The sequence below is a fragment of the Dickeya sp. ws52 genome, from assembly GCF_007210685.1.
Taxonomy (GTDB): Bacteria; Pseudomonadota; Gammaproteobacteria; order Enterobacterales; family Enterobacteriaceae; genus Dickeya; species Dickeya chrysanthemi.
This window is the reverse complement of the sequence record NZ_SZVX01000025.1, coordinates 16583-43576: the sequence shown is the minus strand read 5'-3', so window position 1 is coordinate 43576 and position 26994 is coordinate 16583. Positions and strand designations below refer to the sequence as shown.

General features: G+C 49.1%; 21 protein-coding genes and 2 pseudogenes. 3 read left to right on the top strand and 20 right to left on the bottom strand.

The features are described from left to right. Positions 1-4: 4 nt before the first annotated feature. The 4 genes and pseudogenes from FDP13_RS19420 to avs3a all read right to left on the bottom strand — a co-directional run. Positions 5-475 (bottom strand): annotated as a pseudogene (locus FDP13_RS19420) (tyrosine-type recombinase/integrase); the annotation flags it as partial. Positions 476-795: 320 nt separating this feature from the next. After that, entirely contained in the window at positions 796-1476 is a 681-nt protein-coding gene (locus FDP13_RS19415) for a hypothetical protein (RefSeq protein ID WP_143840196.1), read from the bottom strand. Between the two features lie 97 nt (positions 1477-1573). Further along, a complete protein-coding gene (gene avs3b / locus FDP13_RS19410) occupies positions 1574-2260 on the bottom strand; it encodes an AVAST type 3 anti-phage proein Avs3b (RefSeq protein WP_143840195.1) in 687 nt (228 codons plus the stop codon). Further along, the gene (gene avs3a / locus FDP13_RS19405; RefSeq protein ID WP_143840194.1) at positions 2241-8519 is read right to left on the bottom strand and encodes an AVAST type 3 anti-phage nuclease/ATPase Avs3a; all 6279 of its coding nucleotides are present in this window, start codon (positions 8517-8519) and stop codon (positions 2241-2243) included. The genes avs3b and avs3a overlap by 20 nt, the downstream gene beginning before the upstream one ends. A gap of 309 nt (positions 8520-8828) precedes the next feature. On the opposite strand from avs3a, the gene FDP13_RS19400 reads away from it, so the two are divergent. The 3 genes from FDP13_RS19400 to FDP13_RS19390 all read left to right on the top strand — a co-directional run bounded on the left by FDP13_RS19400 (position 8829) and on the right by FDP13_RS19390 (position 10647). Further along, positions 8829-9773 (top strand): ArdC family protein, encoded by a 945-nt coding sequence (locus FDP13_RS19400; protein WP_143840193.1) that lies wholly within the window; start codon positions 8829-8831, stop codon positions 9771-9773. Positions 9774-10093: 320 nt separating this feature from the next. After that, the gene (locus FDP13_RS19395) at positions 10094-10330 is read left to right on the top strand and encodes a type II toxin-antitoxin system CcdA family antitoxin (protein WP_010287128.1); all 237 of its coding nucleotides are present in this window, start codon (positions 10094-10096) and stop codon (positions 10328-10330) included. 2 nt (positions 10331-10332) lie between these two features. Then, positions 10333-10647, top strand: a complete 315-nt coding sequence (locus tag FDP13_RS19390; RefSeq protein WP_143840192.1) for a CcdB family protein — start codon at positions 10333-10335, stop codon at positions 10645-10647. A 146-nt stretch (positions 10648-10793) separates the two neighbouring features. Here FDP13_RS19390 and FDP13_RS21850 read toward each other — a convergent pair. The 16 genes and pseudogenes from FDP13_RS21850 to FDP13_RS19310 form a co-directional block, all read right to left on the bottom strand. Next, positions 10794-10880 (bottom strand): annotated as a pseudogene (locus FDP13_RS21850) (mobilization protein mobC); the annotation flags it as partial. Positions 10881-11120: 240 nt separating this feature from the next. Then, positions 11121-12845, bottom strand: coding sequence for a retron Ec67 family RNA-directed DNA polymerase/endonuclease (locus FDP13_RS19380; protein WP_143840191.1), 1725 nt, complete (start codon positions 12843-12845; stop codon positions 11121-11123). 588 nt (positions 12846-13433) lie between these two features. Continuing rightward, positions 13434-14180, bottom strand: coding sequence for a MobC family replication-relaxation protein (gene mobC, locus FDP13_RS19375; RefSeq protein WP_143840190.1), 747 nt, complete (start codon positions 14178-14180; stop codon positions 13434-13436). 8 nt (positions 14181-14188) lie between these two features. Beyond that, positions 14189-16051 carry a type IV secretory system conjugative DNA transfer family protein gene (locus FDP13_RS19370; RefSeq protein WP_143840189.1) on the bottom strand — a complete coding sequence of 621 codons (1863 nt, stop codon included), beginning with the start codon at positions 16049-16051 and terminating at the stop codon, positions 14189-14191. Between the two features lie 697 nt (positions 16052-16748). Further along, on the bottom strand, positions 16749-17051 hold the full coding sequence (locus FDP13_RS19360; RefSeq protein WP_143840187.1) for a TrbM/KikA/MpfK family conjugal transfer protein: 303 nt from the start codon (positions 17049-17051) through the stop codon (positions 16749-16751). A 40-nt stretch (positions 17052-17091) separates the two neighbouring features. Continuing rightward, a complete protein-coding gene (gene virB11 / locus FDP13_RS19355) occupies positions 17092-18108 on the bottom strand; it encodes a P-type DNA transfer ATPase VirB11 (RefSeq protein ID WP_143840186.1) in 1017 nt (338 codons plus the stop codon). Beyond that, entirely contained in the window at positions 18098-19318 is a 1221-nt protein-coding gene (virB10, locus tag FDP13_RS19350) for a VirB10/TraB/TrbI family type IV secretion system protein (RefSeq protein WP_143840185.1), read from the bottom strand. The genes virB11 and virB10 overlap by 11 nt, the downstream gene beginning before the upstream one ends. Continuing rightward, positions 19315-20208, bottom strand: coding sequence for a P-type conjugative transfer protein VirB9 (gene virB9, locus FDP13_RS19345; RefSeq protein ID WP_199886359.1), 894 nt, complete (start codon positions 20206-20208; stop codon positions 19315-19317). The genes virB10 and virB9 overlap by 4 nt, the downstream gene beginning before the upstream one ends. Continuing rightward, positions 20205-20888 (bottom strand): virB8 family protein, encoded by a 684-nt coding sequence (locus tag FDP13_RS19340; RefSeq protein ID WP_143840184.1) that lies wholly within the window; start codon positions 20886-20888, stop codon positions 20205-20207. The genes virB9 and FDP13_RS19340 overlap by 4 nt, the downstream gene beginning before the upstream one ends. Continuing rightward, the gene (locus FDP13_RS21705) at positions 20881-21021 is read right to left on the bottom strand and encodes a hypothetical protein (RefSeq protein WP_012769216.1); all 141 of its coding nucleotides are present in this window, start codon (positions 21019-21021) and stop codon (positions 20881-20883) included. Before FDP13_RS21705 ends, FDP13_RS19340 begins: the two co-directional genes overlap by 8 nt. Before the next feature lie 87 nt (positions 21022-21108). Beyond that, positions 21109-22137, bottom strand: coding sequence for a type IV secretion system protein (locus FDP13_RS19335; RefSeq protein ID WP_143840183.1), 1029 nt, complete (start codon positions 22135-22137; stop codon positions 21109-21111). Positions 22138-22212: 75 nt separating this feature from the next. Beyond that, entirely contained in the window at positions 22213-22488 is a 276-nt protein-coding gene (locus FDP13_RS19330; RefSeq protein WP_038900923.1) for an EexN family lipoprotein, read from the bottom strand. A gap of 10 nt (positions 22489-22498) precedes the next feature. After that, positions 22499-23218: a type IV secretion system protein gene (locus FDP13_RS19325; protein WP_143840182.1), complete on the bottom strand. Its 720-nt coding sequence runs from the start codon at positions 23216-23218 to the stop codon at positions 22499-22501. A gap of 25 nt (positions 23219-23243) precedes the next feature. Beyond that, positions 23244-25991, bottom strand: a complete 2748-nt coding sequence (locus FDP13_RS19320; protein ID WP_143840181.1) for a VirB3 family type IV secretion system protein — start codon at positions 25989-25991, stop codon at positions 23244-23246. Positions 25992-26001: 10 nt separating this feature from the next. Next, on the bottom strand, positions 26002-26283 hold the full coding sequence (locus tag FDP13_RS19315; RefSeq protein WP_019844813.1) for a TrbC/VirB2 family protein: 282 nt from the start codon (positions 26281-26283) through the stop codon (positions 26002-26004). 13 nt (positions 26284-26296) lie between these two features. Next, a complete protein-coding gene (locus tag FDP13_RS19310; RefSeq protein ID WP_143840204.1) occupies positions 26297-26944 on the bottom strand; it encodes a lytic transglycosylase domain-containing protein in 648 nt (215 codons plus the stop codon). Between the last annotated feature and the right edge of the window lie 50 nt (positions 26945-26994).

The window sequence follows — 26994 nt, the reverse complement described above, 5'->3', positions numbered from 1 at the left end:
ACTTTTCTATCTTTTTGATGGGAACCAGCAGGTCGCCTGTATCCAGTTCAGCAATGTCCTTGTTACCGATGTCAGGAAACAGGTAGGTTTCAATACGGGTCCAGACAGAACGCTGATAATCTTCCGACCATGTGGTTTTGGCGGCAAACCAGTTTCTGGCTACCGTTTTGAAAGCGCGGGTATTATTACGCTTTTCCTGAACCGCTTTGTTATCTGCCTGTTTTTTAGCGCTCGGATCAATTCCCGCCGCTAACAGCTTTTTGGCGTCATCGCGTCGTTGTCTTGCATCAGCCAGTGAAACAGCCGGGTAGACGCCAATGGAAAAGACCTTCTGTTTCCCTTCAAAGCGATAGCCTAACTGCCAGTATTTGGAACCGTTGGGATGTACCAGCAAGTAGAGGCCAAACCCGTCAGTGAGCTTAACCACCTTTTCTGATGGCTTGGCATTTTTTACTTTAGTATCAGTAAGTGACATGACGGTTCCCTCCGATTGCTGGTAAAAACGAAATCGAACCATCTTTACCAGTATTTTTACCAGCAAATGGGTATGGCTTCGAGTGATTTTGAATGGATGAGGGTGAACCTAAAGAAGGGGATAACCAATTGATAAAAAGCAAAAAGCAGATGCCTTTCGACATCTGCTTTTTTGAATTTGGCTCCTCTGACTGGGATCGCCTTTGCCATTAACTGGCTAATAAATAATCTAAACTAAGAGGTCTTGTCCGTCAAGACCACTAGAATGACCACCAATTTAGCTCGGACTGAACATACAACGAGTTAGCTTTTTAATCTTTACTACCCTATATATTTCTTTGCAAAACTAGCTAACTCTTTCGCTCTAACGGGTTCCCAGCCGTTATTGACTGCGAACTGCCTGATCTCTTCTTCTGTTGCTCTGAATCCTTGCTTTTTTAGGCTGGTAAAAATTCGTTTTGCCATGTCTTTATCCGATGGATGACTAAGTCCTGTTGACATGTTGATGCAATGACCCAAGCGTAGAATTTCATCCGCAATGGGGATTAATAGCTGTGTTTTTTGTACTTCCCAGGTAGATGGGCCGACTATTTCAGGCGCCCATGTGGATAACCAGCGTTTACCTTCGATCTCTGACCAGGGTAAGAAAACGATGCTATCGACGTTTCGAGTACTATCAACAATATCCATGTCTTTATCAGTTAGATATGTCGCTAACACAATGTCATGGTCACCATGTACAGAAAAGTTTTTAGGTATATTAAAATCCAACAGAATGTTGTTACCCAAATCGACCTTTTGGTCTTTTAGTAAAGCCTTTACCGCTTGCTCACCAAGAAATGTTGCAATATCAGAGTGAGAAAATGTTCCTTTTGCAGGAAACAACAATGTGATTTGCTGCAGTCCTGCATCTTTGCATAGATGATAGGCTTTGCTCATGGCGAGCTTTATATTGTTCTGATTTGAACCGTTGTTCTCTACCAAAAATCTGGATACTGACATCTGAACTCCTTTTACTAAACGTTAAGCGGAATCTCAACGCTTTGGGCTAGAAAGTAATATGTTTGTTTAATTGTCCTAATGCTAAATATGTGTGATCTCAAACATTGTCATCGTCTTTTTCTGTCTCATCTTCAATTGCTGGTAGAGCTTCAAGCCGTGATTTGAGTTGTTCATCTAACTGAGAAGCTAGCGAAAAAAACGCGGCGAGTTTTTTCTGTCGTTTCTCCAGTATTCTTCTTTGTACCACCGTTGGATCATCTTTATTGACCGGATTATCCAGGAACTGAAAAACTCGCAATTCAATTATATCAATATCTTCGGCGAGCCCGGCCTGTCGTGCTAGTTCAACCCATTCTTTGGATTTATCGATAGCATTTTCCGTTGCTAAAGAGAGGCAGTAATCAATCAGTATTTTCGCCGTAGAATCAATATGATTAGCGATTGAGAGCCATTTTTTAACTTCGTCTGACTCTTTATCTGTATCAATCCGCTTCAGTGATGAGGAAAAGTATCTTGGTTGTTCGCTCTCAGGATCCAGGCTTTGTAAGGCTCTCAGAATAGGTTCTGGCTCCTGTAAGGTCTTATTACCAATCGGTAATTCGTAACGATGAACCCAGAATGCCCAAATCGAGTCCATGAGCTCCGCATGCTTAGCTGCGCGAACAATCTCATCCGGACTATGTTCCGTATCGGAAATGAGTTCTGCAATATAGTGGGCCATCCATCTGCCCAATGTATCAACAGAATCATTCAGTTCGAGCTCATCAACTAACTTCTTCCCCAACTCGATAATTGCCGTATAGCGTTTGGATGGTTCCGTCGTGTCGGAAGAGGAAGAGTCGAGTGCTTGACGGGATGTTATCGAGTTCATTTCCATTACTCCGTTCGTATCGGCTATTTCGTGAATAGCGATCAACATTAACTTCCAGAATGAGATCCATTTTGAATGTTGCTAATGCTGATTTAATGAAGTTTACTGAGGCACATAGCTTGTAACAATACATTTTTTCTTCGTCATTTTTACCTGACCGGTGCCCCCAAATACTGGAAATCATTTCTGGTTCAACATAAGAGGTTGAAGACCAGACTCGATGATCTTTATCTGTATACAATTTCATCGCATCAATTACAAATGGCGCAGGTTCAGGTACCGGAAATCTGACATTACCCGCCCAGGGATCAAATTCATCAATTCCATAATATTCAGTAATATCGTTAATCCATCCTTTTAGTTGGTAATGGGCATGATTTATTTCAAGATTATCCCCAGCATCAGGGATTTTATAGTCATATACGTTTTCCGTTGTTTGTAATGCTCTGAGGAGCGATAAAGATCGCTCCGGTGATACTAACGCAGAATGGATAGCAATAGATTCTTTTCGATCTGAACAAACGTCAGACCAATGTCCCCATACCGTTAATAGCCCGGCATTGGGGTATAGTGCTTCGTTAAATACATTTTCAGAGATGGATGCCAACCATTCATTCAGGCTAACAGAGACATCGTCAGTCCAACCAGGACGACTCTCGGGTTGTATATCTCTCCGATCTGCGAGCCAACGATTATCTTTCCGAGAAATATCATGCCTTCTTAGCCAGTCTTGGAAAATATTCTTAACATCATCGGAGCGACTGGCTACCAGAGGTTTTGTTACTAATAGCTTTCCGGCAGTCATAAACATTGCATGGTATGACAGGTAAAAATGGTAATCATCGACACGTGGATACGAACCATGGCTGTGGTGGTTATCTCTGTCCTGATAGTAGCGTCGTTTATTCCGCTCATCTTCATCCCAGTTACGGCTGCCTTTAAAACCAAGATCATCGCGAATAATGCGAAGCATTTCAGGTTCTAACTGCTTTTGTGATATGCCGAAACAACGTCCCAGTGGTGCCAGCCAGTATGGGCCGAAGTCGATACCAAAAGTATATGAATCCTCATCTATGTGCTTTTCAGCTTCATCAACAATCGGAAGATCTGTTGATTGATTTATATTTCGAAGTTTGTTTTGAGCTTGAGTTGATATAGATATCAGGCCGCTATCATGCAGTGAAAGTAAAGTTCTGGCAGCAAAAAGACGGATTAATACATGTGGTTGATCAGTCGTAGCATGACGGTAGAAATAATCGACATTGGGAATCAGTGCTTTTCCATCGTCCAACGCTGCCCTTGCCGCAGCAATCATCAACCACAATTGAGCGTGAAGGGTATAAAAGGGCAGATTGCGATCACAAAACGGTAATGTAGTAGCATTTATCGCGTGCTGAAAAATTCCCTGTACAACACGAGTACGATTCATTCGACATAATACCAGAACCGCATGTGCTGCCTGCCAGCGCATTTCTGCTTCTGGAGAAGCCAATCGTGCCCAAATATATCCTGCAAGAGAATCTTCAACCTGAACTGGAGGAGACAACTGCTCGTCCCATGGACCATCACCATCTTCATCTTTTAGCACTCCATCGAATAAACTCAGTGCATAAGATAATACATTTAACGCTTCATTAGGTTCCAGTTTACTGATAAGAAGACCTGGAAGACTAAATAAACGGCCTGAATCAGCTGGCTCCGGTGATTCTGCAATAGCATCCAAAACGATACTGAAGATGTCTTTTTCACTCATGCCGGAAAGCCTGCTAGCTAGGTTGAAGGGAAAAACTTCGTAGTAACGATTTTTTCCAATCTGCATACAGAAACGCTGACAATATTCTTTTATTAAATCAGTCAGGGCGGTTTTAATACTTAAACGAGATGTCCACTTATCAGGTATAGATTCAAAAATATATTTTGAATCATAAAGGCTCCAGTGAGACAGGGTACTAAAAGCAGTGATAAAATCTTTTTCTTTCCCTGTTTGAAGTCGACTTATTGCTTCTTTAATAAAATTTTCTCTGGAATAAAGTTCAGGATTGATACGAAATTTTTCGTATGCTGAACTAATACCATAAGTAGTCGATAAATCACAATCATTAAAGACTGATTCCCATTCCTTAGCGTGATCTCTCTCCCTATTTTTCGATGAAAAACTGGCTTTGTTTGTAGCCGCTTCAGTACGCTGTAGAAGTGAAATTCTCTCTTTCAACTCTGAGCGTTCAATAGCTATTGATGCAGCGATAGCATCCAGTTTTTTTAGCTTTTCGATATTATCTGTATCAAATCTTGTATACTGGTAAACCACTTCGAATGCTGCAATCTTATTTTCATCATCAATATACGAGGATAAAACTGAGTCAAGCAGGTCGCATTCATGCCAACCATTCTTGAATGTAATGAAAGGAAGAGCATCGAGTACGTTAATTTTATTTTTCTTTACAAGTTTCTCGACGGTCCATGCTAGTATATTTCTGTGATCACCAAATGTACGATCACGCCAACGACTTATTATCGCTATTGCTGATGATGGACATAACTCCGCTAGAGTCTCAACTGTATCACTCCACGCAAAGTGTTTATCCCGATCAACATATTCTCTGGTTAGTTCAGCACATCGGGCTAGTTTATAGGCAATTTCAGGGGAGGCTTGTCTTGTATCGGTAACATATTCAGCAAGATCAAGTATCGCTTCCCATCGGCTTGAATTTTCATCACCCAGCCTACTGGTAACTTCAATTGCTTTATTGAAGTATTCTTTCGCTTCTGACTCATCAAGTGAAATGAGTGAGCGGGAAAGAACGATATAACCATCAGCTTTAACCTGAGCATCAGAGTGCTCATCTTTCCATAACGACCAAGCGTGTTCAGCAAAGTTATATGAAAGCTCCTCGAGTCCTGACATCTGTGCACATACAGAACTGAAACGGTGAAAAGTTGGTGTGAATATTCTATTCCCTTTGTTTTTGCTCCATTTAATAATGTTTTCAAAATCGTCTATTGAAATATCACCCGCTTCAACTAGAATATCAAACCATATGTTTGCGATATCATTTGATACATATGAATATTCCGAGTGGGAGTATCCCTTAATATTCGCTGACTGTTTTTGAACATCATTTAGTTCACTTTCAAAATCTGATTTACCTGTTCTGTGCAGAATTAATTTTGCCCATAAATTACACCAGGGGATTAATACTCCACTATATTGTTTAAGTTGGCGTAGGTCATCAGATTCGCTATGGCGTTTTTCAGCATTGAGTTCTTTTTTGACCTCTGTGGTGGCCAAATCGCTGAGCGTTAATTGGGACCCCATCAGATTTGCCTGGAGAGCGTATGCCCGGACGTAAGCAACTCTTTCTTTACTATACTCAGAGGTTAGAGCATAAGGGGGAACCTTTGGTAAATAACGAGCTAGCAATTGGAGACCTTCTGTCTCTGTACAAACAGATTGCCTAAGTGCCATTTCAACCATGCCAGTGATGGCTGATATTGTCTGGTCATTCGCATGATTTCTGCCTTTAATATTGACATGCGGACTATTTAGCAGACGCCAGACTCTTCTTATTGCCTCTTCAGCGACCGGACGGTGAAACCTTCTTGCCTCCAGTACAATGCCCATAACCAGACTGATATCATTTCCGGCCGCAATAGCCAACTGATCAAGTTCATCGTAACGGGCATGGGACAGTAACCGCTTGGCGACAATATTTCCGGCTTCAAAAGATAATTCACGAGGCTGCCACATTCTAATATCATTTGCTGCTGCACCCGCACCATGAATATTCAGACATGCAATGAGCATTGCAGCTCTGTCTTGATCGGTAACATTTTGCCTGTTCCGCTCATCATCTGGTAGTTGACTCCAGTTTGATAGCCACTCCATGGCGAGTCGAAGGCGACTACGGGCTTCTCCTAAGAGTTCGGGATATTCGGAGAGTATTGCGGCATAATAAGCATTTCTGGAACCAAGCCAGTTCGTATCTGGAAATGAATTACGGGAAACCAGTTCCTGAACGCCGTTGCTTCCCACAAATTTTGCTGCCAGATCGATATTGTCCCTTAACAGGGCTCTTTGCCTGTTGTCTCCCGCGCATTCTCCACCCGCTTTCAGTGCCAATTTGGCTGCATCCTGGTATCTGCCCGTACGTAAGGCCGCTTTTAAGGCAAACTGCAATCTTTGAAGTTCTATGTCTCTGCGTTCAACCGGACTAGTTTCAGGCAGAGCTTGTGAGGACATCGCAAGGGTGATCAGTTCAGGAAGTTGATTCCCCTCCAGCATCAATGCCGGTAATACCGATGCAGCGTAAGCACTATTTTTTGTTAGTGGCTGTAAGTGAGTAATAAACTGATGCAAATCAGCCGCTGATGGTCGAAAACGGCCCTGAAACCATGTTTCAGATGGTTCATCAAAGAACTGAATAGTCTCGCCACTAACAATTAATGGACGCCCCAGATCAAGTGCGAAACTTTTAATAGCAGAACTAGCTACCCCAGAAATGACAGATAGTACAGATAATGGGATTAATGGGCGCAGTATTGCCAGTGCTGAACAAATCATATCAATTTGAGCACGTTCAGATATCCCTGCTGTATCACGCAAGCGTGCAATGGATTCTTCCAGCATATCACCAATAGTATCTTCTACTGTTTTGGGATTTGGCCCCAAAAGTCTCAGCGTATCGTCCAGTGGAAGATGTTGTGACAGTGACAGAGCCTGAACGCGGGGATTGCAAGAGCTTAAGCGATGGAACTCGTCAACATCGCTTTCGCTGGCATCGGGAAACTTTTGACGAAGATGGGCTGCTGTTTCATCACGATCAAAAGTTTGCAGAGATAATGTAAATACTTCAGGAGGTGGATCAAGCAAGACCTGTCGATGAGGTCGGCAAAGTGCAACCAGGCAGACTCCATCAGGAAGCTTTTCTCTAATTAAATCTCTGATAAAAGAACGTGTTTCACCGATTTCTTCCGCAGCCATCTGTGCATTGTCCGCAGCATCAACAATAATGCACAACACGGCCTGAGGCTCAGAAGCGCGGAGTATTGAAATGCTCTGAGAAAGGCGATGCAGAAATGCACGCATGTACTGAGATATGCCCGTACCCGTATTTGGGATCAATGGATGACAGAGACCATGAGATGCCATTTCATTAGCCATCTGAACCAGCGCTGTACGATGGTGATGGCGGTATGAAGAAGCATTACGATACTGACCCTGCCCGAAACAGTCATATAGGATGCTGACTGAGCCTGCGGGAAGATGCTCCCCTATATGGGTAGAGAAAATAGATTTTCCCACTCCGGCGTCCGCATGAATAATTACCGGTGCTCCAGATGCTTCAACAACATGCTGAACCAGCTCAGCCTCCTGTTTCCTTGAAACGGCATTTTCTATTCTTTCAATACGGCAAGGCGCTGGAAAAAGATCTGTTTCATCCACCCCTAAAGCACGTAACACATCCATTCTGGTAATTGAAGGATTTGAGGCGCTTTCGGTTAATGCTTTTCTATTAACTAATTCTTTTAATTTCAGAGGGGCTTCAGTATCCAGGTCGGGGAGATATCCCGCAGATTCTCTTATCAGGATATTCCGCTGACTCCATAAATCGTCCTGCTGGCCCTCTATATGTAAAAGCTGGCAGAATATTGATAGTTCTGCACCTTGAAGTCCGGTAAATTTCTCAAGTTTCTCCAGATCCCGTTGATGGCGCGGCGTATGCTGGTGCGCGGCGTCACTGATAGCTTCACTGAAACTGCTACTAATAGGGCGGTTTGTCACAAACCAGAACTCCAGTTTAGTGCGTAGCGTTTCTACCGGTATTTTTTGTATAAGAGCCTTATAACGAATGGCAAAACCTTCGATAGTCTTTTGTAATCCACTAGGGGGAAATGGAGTATCTGAATGCAGCGTTGAATGCTTTAGCTGCATGTAACGAACAGTTGTTGCTGTTGCAAGCTCATTACTGCCGTAATATTCAGAAATATCAATCAGCTCTTCCCCATCCTCAACCACTGGCTGAGAGCCCATTTCCGCTGTTGATACCCCTTCAATGTTCAGGGCAACAAGAGTTGACTGAGGTTCCAATAGTCGAAGGGCGCGCCGCGCCGCCCAAAGATAGTGAAACTGATCGCCATCTCTACTGGTGCGAACAAGCAGGCTATCAGACATCGAAGATTATCCTTATATCAGTGATATCACATGTATTATAACTCCTTATATTTTAATAGGGCATTAGTCCCAAACCCACTTCACCGCTGCAGCCTAAGGGGCGCTACGCCCGCCTATGCAGGGTCAGTTTTTTCTCCCGCGTGCTTTCCGTTCTCCGTATCGGCTTCCGGTTGATCGTTTCCCAACACAACCCGTCCCGCAAGGGTAAATGGCACGCATTCTGCGCCCTTGCGTGCCGGAACGATGCCGGGAAAGCGAACCGTCAGGCGATACGAAGACGAAAATCACACCCCTGACGGAGAAAAAACCATGACTATTTCCCAGCATACCCAGACCAGCGCCCCTAACACCGCAGCGGCGACCAGCGTATCCCCGCTGGAGCAGTCAGGCTCCTCAAAAACGAAATTTTCCAAAACCCAAACCGATATTTACCAGACCGTCACCGACAGCATCATCACCGCGCTGGAAGCCGGCGTGAAGCCCTGGACGTGTCCGTGGCAGCGAGTGCCGGGCATGTCCGGTTTACCTTCCAACTTCGCAACCGGCATCGCGTATAGCGGAATGAATATCATGCTGTTGTGGTGCAGTGCGTCAGAACAGGGCTTCGGTGATTCACGCTGGATGACCTACAAGCAGGCACAGGCAGCGGGCGGGCAGGTTCGCAAAGGCGAGCACGGCACGACAGCCATTTTCTATACAACGCTGGAAAAGGAAAACGAAGACGGAGACATCGACCAGATCCCGATGCTGAAAACCTTCACCGTGTTCAATGTTGAACAAATTGATGGCCTTCCCCTGACTACTGAGGCTGTTAGCCCCGTTGAGACGTTCGAGCCGTTACCACAGGCTGAAAACCTGCTGCGTCGCAGTGGTGCCCGCCTCATAGAGAAAGGTCAAAATGCCTTTTTCAAGCCATTAACGGATGAAGTCTGGTTGCCGGAACGTCATCTTTTTTCCGATGCCGCTAATTTCTACGCTACCGGCCTGCATGAGCTGGTTCACTGGAGCGGTGCGAAAAACCGTCTTAACCGTGAAATGAAAGGGAAGTTTGGCAGTGAAGGGTACGCGTTTGAAGAGTTGATCGCCGAGCTGGGAAGCGCATTCCTGATGGCGGATCTGGGGATTGTTGGAGAGGTTCAGCATGAAAGCTATATCGCTTCCTGGCTGAAAGCATTGAAGAACGACAAGCGCTATATTTTCAAAGCGGCCAGTGCGGCATCGAAAGCGCACCGTTATCTGATGGATAAGGTTTGATGGCAGGGGGAAGAAGCCGCAAAGGAGTGCGGCGTTAACCTGATATTGGGGCAGGCTGTGTGACGGCGTTTTCAGTTTCCCTGAGAATTTTCCGGGCATTGAATGCCCGGAAAATTCGCAGGCTGCGGGTGCGGGCGGCAAAGAGCCCGCGCATCCCGCAAACGGCGTTTGTACATCGGTGATTGCTGTAAACGACGGCTCAGGTATGACGACTGACTGTGAAGTTTGCAGGACTGCAACGGTAGCCGGGCCTGTTTTTGGTGTTATGATAAGTGTATTGTGCCGTGTAATGCGCACGTGTTTCATGCAGGAGAGAAACCATGACCGCGAAACAACGCAACACGCAGAGCGTGACCATGACGGTGGAGCGTGCCTTACTGGTAAGAGCGCGTGAAGCGGGTATTAACCTGAGTGCTACTCTGTCAACCGCACTGGATGCGGAGCTTCGCCGTCATGAAGCGAAAATATGGCAGGAAGAAAACAGGGAGGCTATCGACGCATTAAATCGTTTTCATGATGAAAACGGCTGTTTCAGTGATGAATACAGGACGTTTTAGCCATGCAATTCAGTGTATACAGTAATACTGGGAAAAGCGTCGTTTACCCGCTGTTGCTCGATGTCACGAGCGATATTATTGGACAATTGAATCGTCGGATAGTGATCCCATTGCTCCCAATTGAAAAGTATCCGGCAGGCCGCCGACCGGATCGCCTTGTCCCCGTCGTCATGCTGACGGACGGCAAAGAATACGCCGTAATGACCCACGAGCTGGCAAGTATCCCTGTCCAGGCCCTGGGTGCGGTGTTTTGTGATGCTTCGCAGTATCGTTCTCAGATAAAGGCTGCAATAGACTTCCTCATCGACGGGTTCTGACGTTTATTTCTATTCTGTTAAACAAGCATTGCCTTTAATCGTGGCTGACGGGAGCCTATTCCAGTTCGTCGATAGTGCGGAACAGAAACATCTGTCGTTAAACGGAACCGGAATACCGTTTCGTTTCTTGCCACTGTTCTGATACTGTCAAACAGCCTAACCAGACCGCTGCTGTTAGCATCCAGAAAATTAGCCCACCATTGCAGCATCAGACGGCGCTGTTCAAGGTACTTGGTGATTTTACCCTCTGTCCGCTCTGTGCCAAGAGCGGATATTGCTGAAATCATATGTGTTAATCAATCGAGAACAGGTCTGTAAGTTGGTGAAGGGAGTGAGTCGTCAAAAGTTGTCCCCCACCATCGCCGCCAAGAGGTTTCTTGAGTGTTTGCACTCAAAGTTACAGTTGCTTCAATTAGAAACGACTAATTGTTATAATTAGCATTATAATGAATCCTACCTAATATTAACTTCGACTATTTTTCCCTGGAATTATTATGTTCAATTATTTCTGAAATCGATTCAAAAATGTAATTAAAATTTGAAAAGTCGATTGTTTTACGCTTTTTTAACACAACACCCGTAGCAAAAAATTCTTTGCCGTATTCATTATCCTTGCATTTAGCATTAGTTCGGTTAAATACTTTACCACCAAGAGTTGTTTGTAATACTGAACTGTGGAAAAGATCTTCCATAGAACTATCATTTAAACCATTAAGAGGGGTGAAAATTATATATAAGTTTTTTGTAACCCACGTCCACTTCTGATTTCTTAGCTCATCTCTTGTAAGAGTAATGTTAGGGAAAGATTTTCCAATTAAAGTTTGGAATATTCCATTAGCACCAGCGCTGCCTGAATCATTGTCTAAAATAACAATCACAGGCTTTTGATTGGAGATTACTTTAAACGCATCTGTCTTTTTTTCAAAGCCAACAATGAAGTCTTTGAGATGTGGAGCTCCTCCATCTAAGTTTAAAAGATATTTTGTTTTAGATGTATTTTTGAAGAATTTAATCCCATAATCTCGTACTGTTTTATTGCCCAGTTTTTTATTCCCAATTAGATTGGGATGGTTTTCTGATAACGCATCCAAAGCTACCCTCAGGTACGTAATGTCTGTTTTCCCCTCAGTCAAGATTGTTGGCTTTGTATTTGCCCAAAAAGCAGAATAATAAAGAAAATTCGAATATAATTTTTCACGCTTGTTATGTGAGGATTTGATCGCGTGCGGTAATCTGTTGTTGTATTTATCTACAAAATCAATGAAGCTCAGCATGCCACCTAACTCATTGATAGTGCCAGCTCTTTCTTTGCGTGTTTTTTTGTCTATTAATGTGTACTCCCCTTTGTTAAATAGACTATGTGCCATTGCGCGAACTGTTTTTGCATATTTCCTATCTACATTTACAAACCGATTGACAGTTAATCCCGTAACCTCTTGGCGGATTTTTTTGTCGAGAAGTCTTAATTTGTTATGATTGATTTTGAAGCCTGAAGATGTTATTTCCTTAAGGAATTTGTTATTTAAGGTAATGGATTCCCCATCTTGGTCTTTGATAATCTCCTTAGGAAACTCTTTTTTATTAGTTGAGATTGTTATATCATCAGCATATCGTGTGTATGTACAGCCAACGCTATTACATAAATTACTTAGCCGCCTGTCTAAAGAAACTAGGATTAAGTTTGTTATTACGGGAGAGCAGGGGCTACCTTGGGGTAACTTATCCTGATGACATGCGATTTTGGCTACTAATGTGGAAAGCTCTGTGTTGAGAGAAAAGTTATTGTTTTTTAGAAAGTAACCCCTAACCCTTCCAAAATTAAATTCATCAAAGAAATTACAAAGATCTATATTAAGAACCCACTTCTTTGACTTATGCTTTTCTGCATTTGTAATAATGCTGCGGTTGCGCTCAAATCCATGAGAGAAATGATTTTCTTCTTTTAAATTTTCTCGGAGGTTATTTAAACAGTCTTGTAGTAAATCGGAAAGCTTGCTTTGTATTTCTTTGAGCTCAGAGTCTGGGGCTGATATGATTCTATCAGAACCATTCTTTTTTTTAATAGCGAACTGTGAATATAGATTGTCAGTATTTCTTATATATATGACTCGGGTCATAAAAACCGGGTCAATTCCTAAAAGTCGTGCGAAATCTGGTTTGGAATTACATGCTTTTAATTTTTCTAGGCGGGTAGTCATCACTGCTCCTTGAATAGCGGTGTGCAGGCACTCTTACGCACTTTTACAGTATTCCCAGCAAATCCTGCTATGAGAATCATAGCAGCGAGAGCTTGAGCCCTTGAAATCAAGAATTGCGAAACACAATTCAAAATTCTGCCTGCACACCAGTCTCAAATATTTCACACATTCCGTGTGTTTTCAACATGATTAGCCATTAAATGAATGCTGTCAAATTACTGGAGGCGGCACCTGAACGTTCCTTGGTACTTGAGTCTTTTGCAGAGTTAACGAGTCCCACAAGCTGGAGTGGCAACCTTGCAAACATATGGCAGTCACGGGCTGACGCTTTCAGTGAACTCATTGAACACGATCGATACGGCATTTCAAACTGTGAAAAAAATACACGAGAAGTTAATGCTTATGACTGAGCGTCAAAGAACCCAGGAACGGCAGGAAGATCGTGAAGGTGAACAGCGGTTTGAGTGATGATAACTGCCCTTAAGGATCGACACTTTACTATTAGTGTTTTCAGGCATCTTAATTACAGTCGTAATGTCCGCTCCTCGTCCTTAGCCGACCATGAGATTTGGCAACGCCAGATCCAGCTTATGAATATTGCCTCGGCTCCAGTTGTCGCAGCTCGTCGAGAGTATAAATGCGAAAAACATTGCGGTGACGTGCTTCCAGAAGGATAGGTTGATGATTAACGATGACGTGCTTGACACTGCCAAACAGCAGTTCAAGCGCCCGTTTTTTCTGTAGGTCCGGTACGATATAAAAGACGTAAATCCAGTGCTTTTGTGTCCGGGCCAGCAAATGGCTGGCGATGATTGACTGATAGCGGGCTTTGGTCTTCAGGCGGCGCTCGGTTTCTACTGCGATGACCTGTCCGTCAGGGAGTGTGATGAGTCCATCTGGACGGTGTTTGACCTGATACTGGCTGAGGAACGTTGAGCGATCGCCGTTTACCCATCCGGATGCGCCTTTTTTCTCCAGGATGAGCCTAGCAACCTGATTATCAAGGTGGTGCTCCAGCGTCCAGCCAGTGATTTTTGACGGTTCAAAGCGTGCGGGGAAAATGTCATCGTCCGGCGTTAAAACGATAGCCAGTCCGTCGCTGGTTATGCCCCACAATGACATTTTCATCGTCCGTGATTCAAACACATGCTTTTGTATTAACCCCATTCGTTCAGTTTTTGTCAGCAGCGTATACAGCGATTTGTGATCCCTGAAACTAAACAGCAGCATTAGCGTTTTAAAGTCGCTGTAGGTTTCTTCCTTCATGAAATTCAGCAGCCTTTTTATCTTTTCGCTGTTGCGGGCGGTGCGCTCGCTATGCGTGGCGATAAGCATTATGCCTCCTAAAAATTGAGCAAGGACGGTGTTTCGTCATCATCAGATCTTGGTTTTGCTAATTTACTTTCCCCTTCAAAGAAAAGATCGGGCCGGGTTGCCGCGACATTGGTCGTTGAAGCGGATGTCGCTCCTTCCTCGTCGAAGTCCAGCGCGATTTTTGCCGGTGCTGCCGACGCGGCAATATCCGGAGAAACGGAATAGATCTCCAGCTCGTGTTTTTGTACCTTGATGGGGGAAATCAGTGAGGCAGAGGGAAGCGTTCTCGTCGTAAAGATAAAGCTGACAAAATCGGGCAGGTTCAGGATCATATTGCTGTCGATAAAGAAACGCTCGGCCTGTCTGATAGTACGTTCACCGTCGATGGTTTCCGTCAGTACGGCATCAGTTTTGGCTTTGCGGATTTCATCATCCACTAAGATGGTGCCAGACATTCTCGCTACCCATTCCGCTGTATCCGGGTCCATAACGCGGTATACCAGCTTGAATTTAGCGTTTTCAACGACTGCACCGACAACTGCATCGCCTTTTAAATCCGCCGGGCAGTCTTTTAAATCGGCAATGGACTGATGGGCCATGATGATATGTACGCCTTTATCCCGTGCTGCGCCTAACCCCTCCAGTGCTGGTTTTGATAAGTGGTATTTCAGTTCGTCGAGAAAGATGGCTATTGGGCGGGGCGTTTCTTTTACCCGGTCGCGCCTTTCTGCTAATTGGTAAAGTCGTACCAGCAGCATTCGCTGGGCGGTGATAATCTTGCTATTGCGCATTGAGCCGATGATATAGCAGCAGCCACCTTCATCAAAAACCGATTGGAGTGAAAATCCTGTTGGCGCGTTGATGGGATTGAGCAATGCCAGCTCTTCAATCTTGCCGAAAAAGGCTTTGATATCCTCCGCGATACCTTGAACATATTCGCCGTTATAAATATCGCGGATAGTCGAAGAGGGATGACTGCTGACAAATTGTGCCGCCATACGTGCCGCTTTTCGGTCGTCGATACGATAAAAATCGGATTCCTGACCTTTTTCCGCCAAGCTGAATCCCGCAACAAACAATTCCTCCAATTCGTCAGGCGTAATATTTTCAATCAGATTTAATTGGTATTGCGGTTTTCGCAGGTCAATTAAGGCAAAGGGTTTTCCTGCATCCTCGCAGGCCTTGCGATAAATATGTGTCGCCCATTCATCATCCTTTGGGTCCATAATAAATACACCTTCACCCGCCAGGATACTTTGGTAAAGCAATATACCGGTTGCTACACCTTTACCGGCACCGGTGGTGCCGATAATATCCGCATGTTGTTTTTGCCAGTCTTTTAACGGGAGATACATCGGTTTTTCATCACGGTCTATCCCGATAAAAACACCCTTATTTAGGTTGATATAATCCAGCGGGTTATAATGCAGCGTTTCCGGCAGCAGCGATTTCACCGTGCGTACATCGGTGCGTAATTCTCGTTCAAGACTGGTCTTTTTGATGAGCCGTTTTTTTATTTTATCCAGTTCAGGCGTTAATACCCGGCGCAGAGCAATATGGAAAATAAACCCTGCCACGGTAAATATAATTAATATTGACCAGTCCAGAATGGGAGTGCGGGTAAGTATTCGATCGTTATAAAGCCACTGAAAAATGCTAGTAAGTAAGGGGCTAATTATGCCAAACAGAAAACACAGCAGTGAAAAAATAATAATCAGCTTTTTCCATAGCGAGGCTTTCTGCCGTTCATCGCTTTTCATTGAAGCAAAAAACGGCAGGGTCAGGCCCGATAATAGCGCCATCATCAATTGATGCTGTTGCATAACATCAATAAAGGCCAGCGCACCATTCACTATCGGCGACAGTGAAACGGCAAGCTTATTTAAAATCATGATGCCTCCTTTGTCAGCGACTCGCCCCAACGCATCGCCCCATCAATTCGCCCCACGGTGTTGGGCGAAAAGGCGGGGCGAACGTCTGGGGCTAAGAAGGTGGCCGCTGTGCGGCCATGTGTCGGAAAGCATGCTTCCCTGCACTAAACGGCGTGCGCCAGTACATGCGGGCTGGACGCCCTTATTCCCTGTCACATAGGGGTAATGTCGTGGCTGGACGCCGCGCCATTACCCCCAACGTCAAAGGAGGCACACCGTCGCCCGCTACGCGCGACCACCCCCTTTGAGACGCCGTTTTTCGCCTATTTTTTCTGTTGTCCGTTCCGGCCAAGCGAAAAAATGGGAAAACGCCTTCAAAGTGGGTGGTCGCGCCACGCTACCGGCTTTGGGCCGGAGACTTAGCCGCGACGGTGTGCGGGGCACGCCCCCCACAAAAACCGGCGCGTGGGTGCGCCTATTTGCTCGCTGGGGCGGCAAATTTTTTGCGGCTCCCCCCGGCCGGCAAAATCCGCGTGGGCGCGGCTGTTTGCCGGTGAGGCGCGGTGCCTGAAATATTTTCGCTCCTTAACCCGCGAAAATATTTCTGTCCGCTGCCTCATTTTTACGGCCCGGTATTGCTTCGCGCCTTAATACGCGAAGCAATACCGGGCCGTAAAAACCTGAAAACCGTCACGCCTTTGCGCCCGGTTCGTCATTATTAGCCACGAACGCGGCCATATTTACCGATAATCTGGCTGATCGCGGCCGGGTCAGCCGAATCACATTCGTTTAAAAAGGATTGTCTGGCATCGGCAGTCTGGCCGGGGAGAAAGCCGTGCCGGTTCTTTTTCACAATAGCAAAGAAGGTGCGTTCAGCCGACTGACAGGTATTTCCACCGCTGTTTCCGGTGGTTCTACCGTACAGACATAAAACCACTTCACAGGCATCAGCAGCCATTACGGCGGCGGGAAATAATACATTCATGCCGAGAAGAAAGGCGGTGAGTATGGCGGTTTTCATATCGAATACCTTTACTGGGTGGCCGGGGGGAATGGTTCGTCTATCTGAATATTTCCTTCATGTGATGAAGGTGTACCGGTTTAAAATAAATATCGCTCATCCGGCGGACGTCGCCATGAATATCAATACTGACGATCACATCAATGCTTTTTAGCACCTTGCGTAACAGCACATCGAACGGGATATTGTGGCAGTCCGGGTTTTCATAGCAGCGGTCGATGAGTCCCTCAATACACTCTTCCGGGCTGCCCGCGTGCAGGGAGGTAATCAGCCCTTCATGTCCGGAGCCGATAATTTTCAGCGCATCCCACGCTTCCCGCCCGCGAATTTCCGCCAGCAGAATTCTGTCCGGGTTCATTCGATAATTCGCCCGTATCAGCCTGCCGGGGGTGATAATCGCCTCGTCGGTGGCCTCTGCCGGGTAAAACAGATGCACATAATTGGTGTGGTGGTAAAACCGGATTTCAGGGTTGTCTTCAATTGTCGTCAGCCTGAGATGCGATGGAATATAGTGCAGCAATGTCTTCATATAGGTGGTTTTACCCGAGCCGGTTTCCCCCACAATAAAGAGCGTTTTGCCGTACTCGACGGCTTTTTCAATAAAGCGGGGAATGTCTCCGCGAGTGTAATAGCGGGTCAGCTCCTCGTCCTTGCTTTCAGCCTGCTCCTGACCGGTTACGCGGTGATAAAAGCCCGCCTCAATCCACGACTGATGTGTTTTCTGCGTATATGACGGCTTGCGCAGCGTAATGGACACGGTATTCCGCTCGCAGGCCGGGGGAATAATGGCCTGAATGCGTTCGCCGGACTCCAGCGTGGCGGACAGAATCGGCGACGTGTCATCAATATTATCGTCATGCCATGAGGCCAGCGCGTTGGCAAAGGCATTGCACTGACGCAACGTGACCGGCGATTCATGCCTCTGCCATCGACCATTTGTTTTGGTGTGGATCTCACCAGGGCGGTTAATGGCGATTTCCGTCAGGCCTGCCAGTGGCAGAAACTCACCAAATAACTGGTTTTTCATAAAATCCAGCGACAGGTTTTCAGCGTTCATACCACCTCTTTTTCAGATGCAGTTGATAAACGGAAGAGAAATCGATATCCGTGCCGGTCATGATACCGATCACCTCCCCCTGATTGAGGTACATCGTGGGCGGGATATTGATGCTGTTTTCCAGTGCCGTTTTTGCCATCTCCGAGGCGGCAGCACGCGTATTCTCGGTGTAGTCGGTATTACGGTCTTTCCCCGGCGCTGTATTCGCCGCCGTAGCGGCGACGTCCTGTACCGTACTCAGCATTAACGCGTTGCCGAACCGCTCCCAGAAATGGGTATCGATCCTGCCGCTAATCCCGGCTTCTCCCAACGGGCCGGTGGCCTCGGTATCGGTCAGCGAGATTTGCAGGCTGCCGGGCTCCGGTGTGCGCAACGCCGTCCAGATGACAAACATCCGGCTCCGGCCCTGTTGCAGTGCGCCGGTGCGGTAAACGCCTCTGGCAATGGTGCCTGCCGGGAGCAGCTTCACATGATGACTGGCGCTGTAGACATCCTCGCTGATAAGGCAGGAAATCCGCCCGCCGACATCGGAAACAAAGCGCTGCATCATCGAGCAGGGAATGTCGCTATCAACCGGCAGGTAGAGATCGGGATCGAGACCGAGCCGCCGGACGTGGGTGACGGTTGCCACGCCGGGAGTGGCGTCTTTTATCTCCGGGTCAGACGCGATAGCGGGTTTTTGCGGGCCCGGCTTGCCGTCAGTGTCGGAGGCGGTGGCACGGGAAGCCGATGCGGTATCTGACGCCTGACTTAACCCGTCGGCCAGGGCGGCGGCTTTGTTTAACGCGGGCGGTGCTGGCGGTGGCGGGGCGGCCTGCGTCTGGCGATGATCCGTTGTGGTTTCCGGTCTGTTTTGCTCGAACAGACCGAACGGATGACGGTCCATACCGAGGTTTTTACGCGCTGGTGGTATTGCGCCGGTCGGCGGCTGCGGCTGGGTCTCCGTCGCCTTGTCATCGCTGTGTTTGACTGCGCCAAAAAAGCGATCCCCACTCCATGCCAGCAGCATCAGCACCGCCAGACTGAGCAGGCTGACCAGCAGCGTTCGGCGACTGGCGGGTTTTTTAAAGCGGGTGACGTCTGGCTGACCGGGCGGCGTGTTGTGCGCCGGTATCTGGCTTTCTCTCGCGGCTCTGGCGCGTTCACGGGCTTCGGCTTCCCGTTCGGCCACGGTTTTTTCCGCTGTATCCGGGATGGGGTGGTCTGTCATTTGGCCTCCAGCGTGACGGCGGGCGAAACGGTGTCACCGCCGGTGACGGCGACGTTGCCGAATGCGGTATTCTCAATGCCGACCACCGCGCGGCCATAGCGCAACACCAGATGCGGCGACATGGCCCGCACGACCATCACGGTGTAGTTCCCGCGTTTGGTGATTAGGGGCGTGACGGTTTGTTCCTGCTGGTTAACGACCCGAAACAGTGACGGCAGGATTTTGGTGGCTGAAAAGCCAAGGGTGATAAAGCGGCCATCATCGTAGGCAAAATCCGGTGCAATCGCCGCCGAGCCCGCCGCGACCCGCTTGATATAGCGCCAGTTTCGCGGTGTGGTGGCCTGCTCGAAGGCGGCCGCAATCTGTTGCTTTTCCTGTGCCTCACGCAGGCGTTGCAGGTGGGCGGCATCGGCGGCCGCTGATTGCCTGCGCGCCTCATCGGGATAGTGAAAACGGATAATGAAGGCCTGCGAGGGCGAGTCGTTATCCAGCACGTTAAGCTCCAGACTGTAATCGCGTTTGGATGTCACCACCAACAGGTTGGTTTTCCACTCTTTGGCGGTCGGCAGAAACACCTTGTTGACATTATTGCCGTTGTCCTCCGTTACCGGCTGGGCGACAGGGTTGGGGCTGACGTCCACCCGGTTATCGCTTTTGGTCACTCGCCAGCCTTTGGGAAAACCGGTCTGGGCGTCGAGCACCGCTTCATCGTCATCGAACAGGAGCGTGGTGAGGTAGCCGGGGCGGGTGTTGACGACGGTGGCATTCTGGCTGTCATAGGTGACATGCTGGATGCGGCTGTCATACGCGCTACCGCGTGGTATCGCGGCCCCCCAGACGGCGCACGACGCCAGCATCAGCCCTATCAGTACGGTGTTTTTCAGCATCATTCCCCCCTCAGTTCTTTATCGCGCTGGTAGCTGGTGACGATGAACCCCAATGGGTTCACTTCTCGCTGGCTGTCCGTCAGTTGTTTGCGGGGGAGGTAGCGATAAGTCAGGCGGATGTTCCAGATATCCGTTTTGACCGTGTTATCCGCGATGCGGCGGATTATGCGTTTAACTCTCAAGGTTGCCAGGTGATCAGGGGCGGTGGCGGGGGCGTGAATGTTGGAAATAATCTCGACAGACACGACGTATTCCGCTTTATTGAAAATGACGTCAGGGGCCTGATTGCCGTTAAACTCGTCGAGGTAATCCCGGTTCACGCTGTCGCTGTTGAAGAGCTGCACGTCGTCATAATCGCGCTGAAGTGCAAAATAGTTATAGCCTTCGCGCAGCCGGACGTACTGGGCGGATAGCGCATGGGCCAGCGCGGCTTCGGTAGCGATATCCTTCTCCCTGAGACGGGTCATATATTCATAGCGCCCGGTCTGTTTATCCACCGACCATAATTCGATGTCGGTGGTTTTCAGCGGCAGCAGAATAATCAGCGCGGTTATCGTCAGCGCCGCCAGCGCAAACCCGGTTGCCGCCATGCGCCACGCGCGCTTTTTTTCCCGTTCATCCTTTTCCAGCAGAACCGCTTCAAAGGCGCGGGATGACGCAATGAGGTTTTCTGTTTCAGACATGTGTTGTCAGCTCCTGAATAATCGCGGGGGAATTGACCGGTTGAGGATCGCCGGATACCGGCGGGAGGTCGTGTTGATGCCCTGCGCAGCCCGTGAGGATGCACAGCATCAGAAAGACAATGCTGGATTTCATGGAAAGCCCTTGTTAACGGATACAGACATGCCGTACCGACGGCGATTGCCTCGGCACCCTGTGGCGAGTTGGGGAGTGATAAAGAAATTAGCGAGGACGCTGTTGGTTAAGGCGCTTCATACTCTCAATGGCGGCGGCGCGCTTTTGCCATGCGGAGATAGCGTTGCCGGTGCCCGTGGCGATGAGTGTCCCAGCGGCATGGCTGCCTTTGGCGGCCAGCCGGGCCGTCACCGCGCCGGTTTTTATCGCCGGTTTTGCCGCCTCAGACGACGTGTTCGCCAGCCCGCGTAAGCCGCTCATGGTGGCCCCCTGCAAGGTGGCCTGAACGGCGACACCGCTCAGTGCGTTGGCTATCTTTGCGGAAAACCAGACTACGGCACCTGATGCAATTCCGGCCAGCAAACATTGTGCTGCTAATGTCACCATGTTGCTTTCAGCGGATGTTGTTGTTGCGGCATCCAGTATTTTATTCAGGTAGTTGATGACGATTCGGATAGATAAGGCGGAAAACATTATCGTCAATATCGCCGTAAAAATAGTTTTCAACCAGTTATCAAACATCGGTTTGAGGAAACCGTAGAGCAGGCAGAAAATAAATATTGGGGAGGTTGTTGTCATTAACAGTATGGTGATTTCGGCTAGCAGGTTTACAAACGTCGCGGCCAGTAAAAGAACGATGACACCGCCCCAGACCAATACTTCGGCCAATCCGCCATTCAGTTTGACGTAGGTAGACGTATCCAGGTTAAACAACATTTGTCCCAGCGTCTGTGCCTTTTCCCACACGGTATCAAGTAGCGCCCAGATATTATCATTACCGCTAATACCATCTTTAATTCCTTCAATAGCTGCAATACTGATATCCAGCCAGCCATCGAGGTTTAACACGAAAGTAGTAATCAGCAGCATACGGCCCACATCCCAGACAACATCTTCAACGGGCGTCTGGAGTTTGCCGCCAAGCGTCTGATAACCGCGATACAGAATAAATAACGTGAAGGAATTGACGATAATAACGCTGATCATGGTGCCGTATGTAGACGACTGACCGTCTAACACGGTGTTGAGTCCATCCATGATGTTTTTGTCCATACCAACGAAAATACCACCGGACATGGTGCCTCTCTTGAAACAGGAACAGACAGAAAATAAGAAAACAGGGAGTCACCCCTGTTTTCGTGGGCGGGGATATTACTCTGTGACGGCTTTTCTCTTTTGGGCTTCCTGCTGGAACAATGTCTCGAATTTTTCCTTGATACCTGGTTTTCCTGTCTGGGCAAACATCAATGCCGCCCGGTGGGCAAATTCGCAATTATCACTCGCCTCGCCATCCTTGAGGCATTGCGTATAGACTTGATAGGTTTCATCAGGATGCTCCTTGTACCAGGCTTCGGATCTTGTCTCTTTACAGCCGGATAGCGTAATAATGGCTGAAATGACACATAAGATTGATACGGGTTTTAACATGCTAACCTCCCTATATATTGTTCAGATCGGCAACGGGGGCAGTTAATTGCTGTTGCTCAAAGGCTTTCTGCTTTTGCTGCTCCAGCAGTGTTGCCCGCAGCTCCGTCTGCCGGACAGACATCTCCCACTGGCTGGTCAGGGCGTTCAGTTGCACGCTTTTGGCCGCGACGGCATTCGCCAGGTCCTGTGACTCTTTCGAGTCTTTGGCATTGGCGATGCGATCAGACAGGTCTGCGATGTCGTTTAACGTGCCCGTCATCCTGTCCTGAACCTCGCGGGTATTCTCAATCGCCAGTACCTGATTGAGTAACAGCTGTTTGCAACTGTCCTGATAACGCAGGGATGCGCGGGACGGGTTACAGCTATCAAACGATTGGTATTTTTTATATAACCCCTGAAGCGCGGAAGAATAGGAACCGTCTGGATTGGTCAGCAGGTCATCCAGTGAAATACCGTTCTTGCGAAGCGCGTCGATATCGTCTTTCAGGCTTTTTGCCTCGCGGAGAAACCCCTGAATATCTCGTATCCCGGTTGCCGTCGCCAATTGCTGCTTATAGGCATCCAGCTCTTCTTTATAGTGGGTAACGGTTTCCTGCCATTGTTTGAGTTTCTGCATCCATTGATTAGTCGACTCGGTATTGCTGACGGCATCAAACACCGGGATACCGGCGCTTATCGCCGGTGCGGACAGACATAGCAAGAGCGCCAGAAAGAGAGAGCGGGTCTGCATGATGATTGACCTCCGAAGTGAAATATCAGATGGCCTGTTCGAGGAAGGCCGCTTTCCAGTCCTGAGGGGACATCCCTTCCTGATAAAGCGCATCAAACCGTTTCAGGTTGTCTGCGCTTCCGCTCAGGATTTTGGTGAGGCTGCCGAGGCCCGATAAATCCATTCTTGCCAGGGCGACAAAGGGCCGGGTTTCACCGGCGCGCAGCGGTGTTTTCACGATGACCATATAATGCTCGCCTGGGTCCAGACGACGGACGGTGTCATACACGCTGTCGGGGACGTTCATTTTCTCCACGTAATCCGCCCGGCTGGCTTTGGGATTGGCGAGAAAGATTTGCGTGCTGCACTGCTCAATAATCGCCGGGGCGATGGGATGCCTGACAATTTCATCGGGGGACTGGGTGGCGGGGATAAAAATGCCGTTCAGTTTGCGGATCACCTTGAGCATATTGAGGGAGAATTTAGAAAACTCGACATCCGCCAGCCATTTCCAGAATTCATCCATGAACATCACCAACCGGCGACCGTCGAGCAGGCTGGTGACGCGGAACAGCAGGTAAAAGGTGATCGGGCCGCGGATGTCGTCGTCATCCAGAAATTCTGTTCCATCGATGCCGATGTTATCGCTCTCACCGATGTTAAAACTGTCCTCCGCGTTATCGAAAATCCAGCCGAATTCGCCGCCCTGCGCCCACTGTTTCAGACGGATGCGCAGCCCGTTGGTTCTGGCCTCGTGGGTCGGCGGCTCGGGCAACACCTCCAGCAGCCGCGTAATACCATATCGGCGGAGTTCCGGCGGGTAGTCCAGCATCAGGGTATCCACGGCGGCGCTGATGCGCGCTTCATCGCGTGGGTCGAGCGGTTTGCCGTTGCGACGGCACAACATGCGGACCAATTGCTTGATAAAGCTGAGGTTACGTCGGGTTGGCGCAAGTGAAAACGGATTGAACCCGGCAGGCGTACCGGTGCGGATGCGAAAGTAACGCCCGCCCATCTGGCGGATCGACATCTCGGCGGCGCGGTCTTTATCAAAGTAAACGGTAGTCAGCCGTTTACCGGGGGCCGCAGCGGAAAATGTCGCCGGGTGGCGGTACTTCTGCATCAGGTGTTGCATCATCGTCATCAGCAGGGTCTTCCCTGAGCCGGTTTTGCCGATGATGGCGGTATTCCCCGGCGTTTTCTCGTTGAAGTCATCCCGCCCGACCTGGCTGTCGTGCAGGTTCAGGTAATAACCGCCGCCGCCGGGCGATGTCAGAATGGCGATGGCCTCTCCCCACGGATTGCCGCTGCGCTTGTGAGGGTGAAAGTTATGCAGGCTGCCCAGATCCGCGTAATTCTGGCTGCTGACGACCACCAACCGGGGGCGAAAGGTATACATGCCGGGCAGTTGAGCCAGATAGGCAGCAGGTAACGACAGCGTGGACAGCGATGTCATGATACCGAGGTCGGTAAACGGCTGGGCCAGCGTGTGGGTCTCCCTGACCACCTGATCGGCACTGGCCGAGGACACTAGCAGGGAAAAATGGTATTTGCCGCAGGAAACATGCCCGGACTGGAGCAGGTCGCGCAAGACAACCAGCTCTTCACGCTGTGACAGGGCATCATCGTCGGTTGCATTCAGCCGTTTTTCCGCCAGCCGGATATGGTGTTGCGCTTCATCCCGCGCCATGCAGGTGAACGACTGCGTCAGTACGTACTCGCTTTCGGCATACAACAGCGCATCCAGCAGGCCGGTCGCGGTCTCCGGCGAATAGTCCTTAATTTCCAGACTGCGGAAGAAACGGGAGCCGCCGACGGTCTGGCATTCGGCGGTATCGGTGGTAAAAAACACATCCGGTGTACTGAGCGTGAGGTAAAACGGTGAACGTGTCACCGCCACCGGCTGCCATTGGCCGGTGATCAGGCGATGGTAGAACGCCAGTTGCGAGGAGTAGACCCGTCCTTTCTCCTCATAGGTTCCCAAAGGGGTCGCCATATAGCGTGACAGTGCGCTGCCGAGTGCGACATGGTGCTCCAGCATGACCCTCAGCGCCTGATCCAGCGCCGCCTGCCTTTTTCCGGCGGGCTGTGTCTTCATGGCCTTTTTCTCCAGTGCGGAGAAGGGCGCATAACAGACGGTGATAAACAGCCGATGCCGCCAGAGCGGCTTCGCGTTGAGTGCCCGGTAATAGCGCGCCGCGACTTCGTCTGAAAACGGAATGCCCGAGGTCGCGTCGAATGCATCCTGATAGGTCTCCCGGATGCGGTGAATATAGAACGTGACCGGCAGCCCTTCATAGGAACGGATCAGGTTGTTGAGATGGCTTGTCATCAGCGTCAGGTGATGTTCATCCTCACATTCAAACAGGGTGCCGCCCAGCTCCCAGGAGGCGATGAAATCACCGTGGCGGTTTCTGATGACGTGCGGGTGAAGGTGGGAAGAGTAAGGGATGTATTTATCCAGCGTGATGCGCGCGTTTAATTTCATCTTGTCGGTAAACTCCGAAATATCGACGGCGTCATACTGGTTTGCCAGTATCGCCGTCGTGCCAAAATAGCGATTGGTGGCAAACCGGCCACGGGTTTTAAACGCCAGCCACCACAGCCCGAAATAATGGATATCGGCTCGGGCCTTCGCCCGCATTTCCAGCCAGGCCGGGATCAGTAATAGCGCCAGGTAATAGCTGACATAGACCGACAGCAGGACGATGGCCCCGCTGACGAGAACGAACGGGACGAGGGGAATGCCCATAATGGCGGCGGGCCGGGTGAGCGCTTTATTCAGGGTGGTCATCGGTTTTCCCCTAGGATGCCCAGTACGCGCCAAAGCCGGATGCACCGACGATCAGGATCGCCCCAATAATGACGTTGCGCATGTCATGCAGGCTTTTACCGTCAAACAGCACCTTGTAACCCACCCACATGGTGGCCAGTGTGATGGTGACGGCGGCCAGCCCCAGCAGGCCGGTGGAGGTGTTGCTCAGCGTGTCGTTGGCTTTGGTAAATCCGCTGCCTGCCGCCAGCGTTTGGGTGGAAATGAAGGCGGGAAAAAAGGCCGGTAAGTATTTACGTTTTTGCATCGTCATCTCTCCTCATGGTTCACTGGGGGGATACATCGCCGCGAAGGACGGCGTTGGGGTAGCGCAGGGTGGTCGAAACCGGGGTAGTGGTGTCGGCAAGCTCACCGCGCAGCACGGTGGCCGGATAATGCATCGCTGACGTGGCCTGGCTGGCGCGACTACGCGTGCGGTCTTCCCGCGTTGACGGGACGGCATAGCCAATACGCTGGAGATAGCTGGTCTGGCTAAAGGCGGATTCGGGCTGCTGACCGGCAGTGAAATTACCGGCGTAGTAGCAACTGAGTGCGCGTTGCAGCGTGCCGCCGCGTTGATAGCAGTCGGTAAGGATGCGCTCAAAAACAGACAGATTGGTACACGGGTCTAACAACGCCCGGGCTGTCACGCCGTAATGCCGGAAATTAGAGCTGGTGATTTGCATCAGCCCGACCGAATAGCGGCGGCCTTTGGCCTCTATCCGGTTGATGATATTGACGGCCGTTTCATCGCTGGTGGGCTGATGAGAAATGACCCCTGCGCTGCCGGGGGGCCTCTCTTGCTTTGGTACAATCTCAGCGATGGCGTAAGGATTAAAGCCGGATTCCACCTTCGCCACATCCAACGCGGTGGACGGGTGAATGCTGGCGGCACATTGCATCGCCGCCGCCAGAAAGGCTGTCGGGGAAAGCATGGTTGCCTCGGTGACGTTATTCGGGTTACAGATTGCCATCAGGTAGCCCG

Bases quoted from the DNA above. Each gene is read 5' to 3' on its own strand.
- FDP13_RS19415 (WP_143840196.1), bottom strand. From the start codon at position 1,476: ATGTCAGTATCCAGATTTTTGGTAGAGAACAACGGTTCAAATCAGAAC.
- avs3a (WP_143840194.1), bottom strand. From the start codon at position 8,519: ATGTCTGATAGCCTGCTTGTTCGCACCAGTAGAGATGGCGATCAGTTT.
- FDP13_RS19400 (WP_143840193.1), top strand. From the start codon at position 8,829: ATGACTATTTCCCAGCATACCCAGACCAGCGCCCCTAACACCGCAGCG.
- FDP13_RS19395 (WP_010287128.1), top strand. From the start codon at position 10,094: ATGACCGCGAAACAACGCAACACGCAGAGCGTGACCATGACGGTGGAG.
- FDP13_RS19390 (WP_143840192.1), top strand. From the start codon at position 10,333: ATGCAATTCAGTGTATACAGTAATACTGGGAAAAGCGTCGTTTACCCG.
- FDP13_RS19380 (WP_143840191.1), bottom strand. From the start codon at position 12,845: ATGACTACCCGCCTAGAAAAATTAAAAGCATGTAATTCCAAACCAGAT.
- mobC (WP_143840190.1), bottom strand. From the start codon at position 14,180: ATGCTTATCGCCACGCATAGCGAGCGCACCGCCCGCAACAGCGAAAAG.
- FDP13_RS19370 (WP_143840189.1), bottom strand. From the start codon at position 16,051: ATGATTTTAAATAAGCTTGCCGTTTCACTGTCGCCGATAGTGAATGGT.
- FDP13_RS19360 (WP_143840187.1), bottom strand. From the start codon at position 17,051: ATGAAAACCGCCATACTCACCGCCTTTCTTCTCGGCATGAATGTATTA.
- virB11 (WP_143840186.1), bottom strand. From the start codon at position 18,108: ATGAACGCTGAAAACCTGTCGCTGGATTTTATGAAAAACCAGTTATTT.
- virB10 (WP_143840185.1), bottom strand. From the start codon at position 19,318: ATGACAGACCACCCCATCCCGGATACAGCGGAAAAAACCGTGGCCGAA.
- virB9 (WP_199886359.1), bottom strand. From the start codon at position 20,208: ATGATGCTGAAAAACACCGTACTGATAGGGCTGATGCTGGCGTCGTGC.
- FDP13_RS19340 (WP_143840184.1), bottom strand. From the start codon at position 20,888: ATGTCTGAAACAGAAAACCTCATTGCGTCATCCCGCGCCTTTGAAGCG.
- FDP13_RS21705 (WP_012769216.1), bottom strand. From the start codon at position 21,021: ATGAAATCCAGCATTGTCTTTCTGATGCTGTGCATCCTCACGGGCTGC.
- FDP13_RS19335 (WP_143840183.1), bottom strand. From the start codon at position 22,137: ATGTCCGGTGGTATTTTCGTTGGTATGGACAAAAACATCATGGATGGA.
- FDP13_RS19330 (WP_038900923.1), bottom strand. From the start codon at position 22,488: ATGTTAAAACCCGTATCAATCTTATGTGTCATTTCAGCCATTATTACG.
- FDP13_RS19325 (WP_143840182.1), bottom strand. From the start codon at position 23,218: ATGCAGACCCGCTCTCTCTTTCTGGCGCTCTTGCTATGTCTGTCCGCA.
- FDP13_RS19320 (WP_143840181.1), bottom strand. From the start codon at position 25,991: ATGACCACCCTGAATAAAGCGCTCACCCGGCCCGCCGCCATTATGGGC.
- FDP13_RS19315 (WP_019844813.1), bottom strand. From the start codon at position 26,283: ATGACGATGCAAAAACGTAAATACTTACCGGCCTTTTTTCCCGCCTTC.
- FDP13_RS19310 (WP_143840204.1), bottom strand. From the start codon at position 26,944: ATGCTTTCCCCGACAGCCTTTCTGGCGGCGGCGATGCAATGTGCCGCC.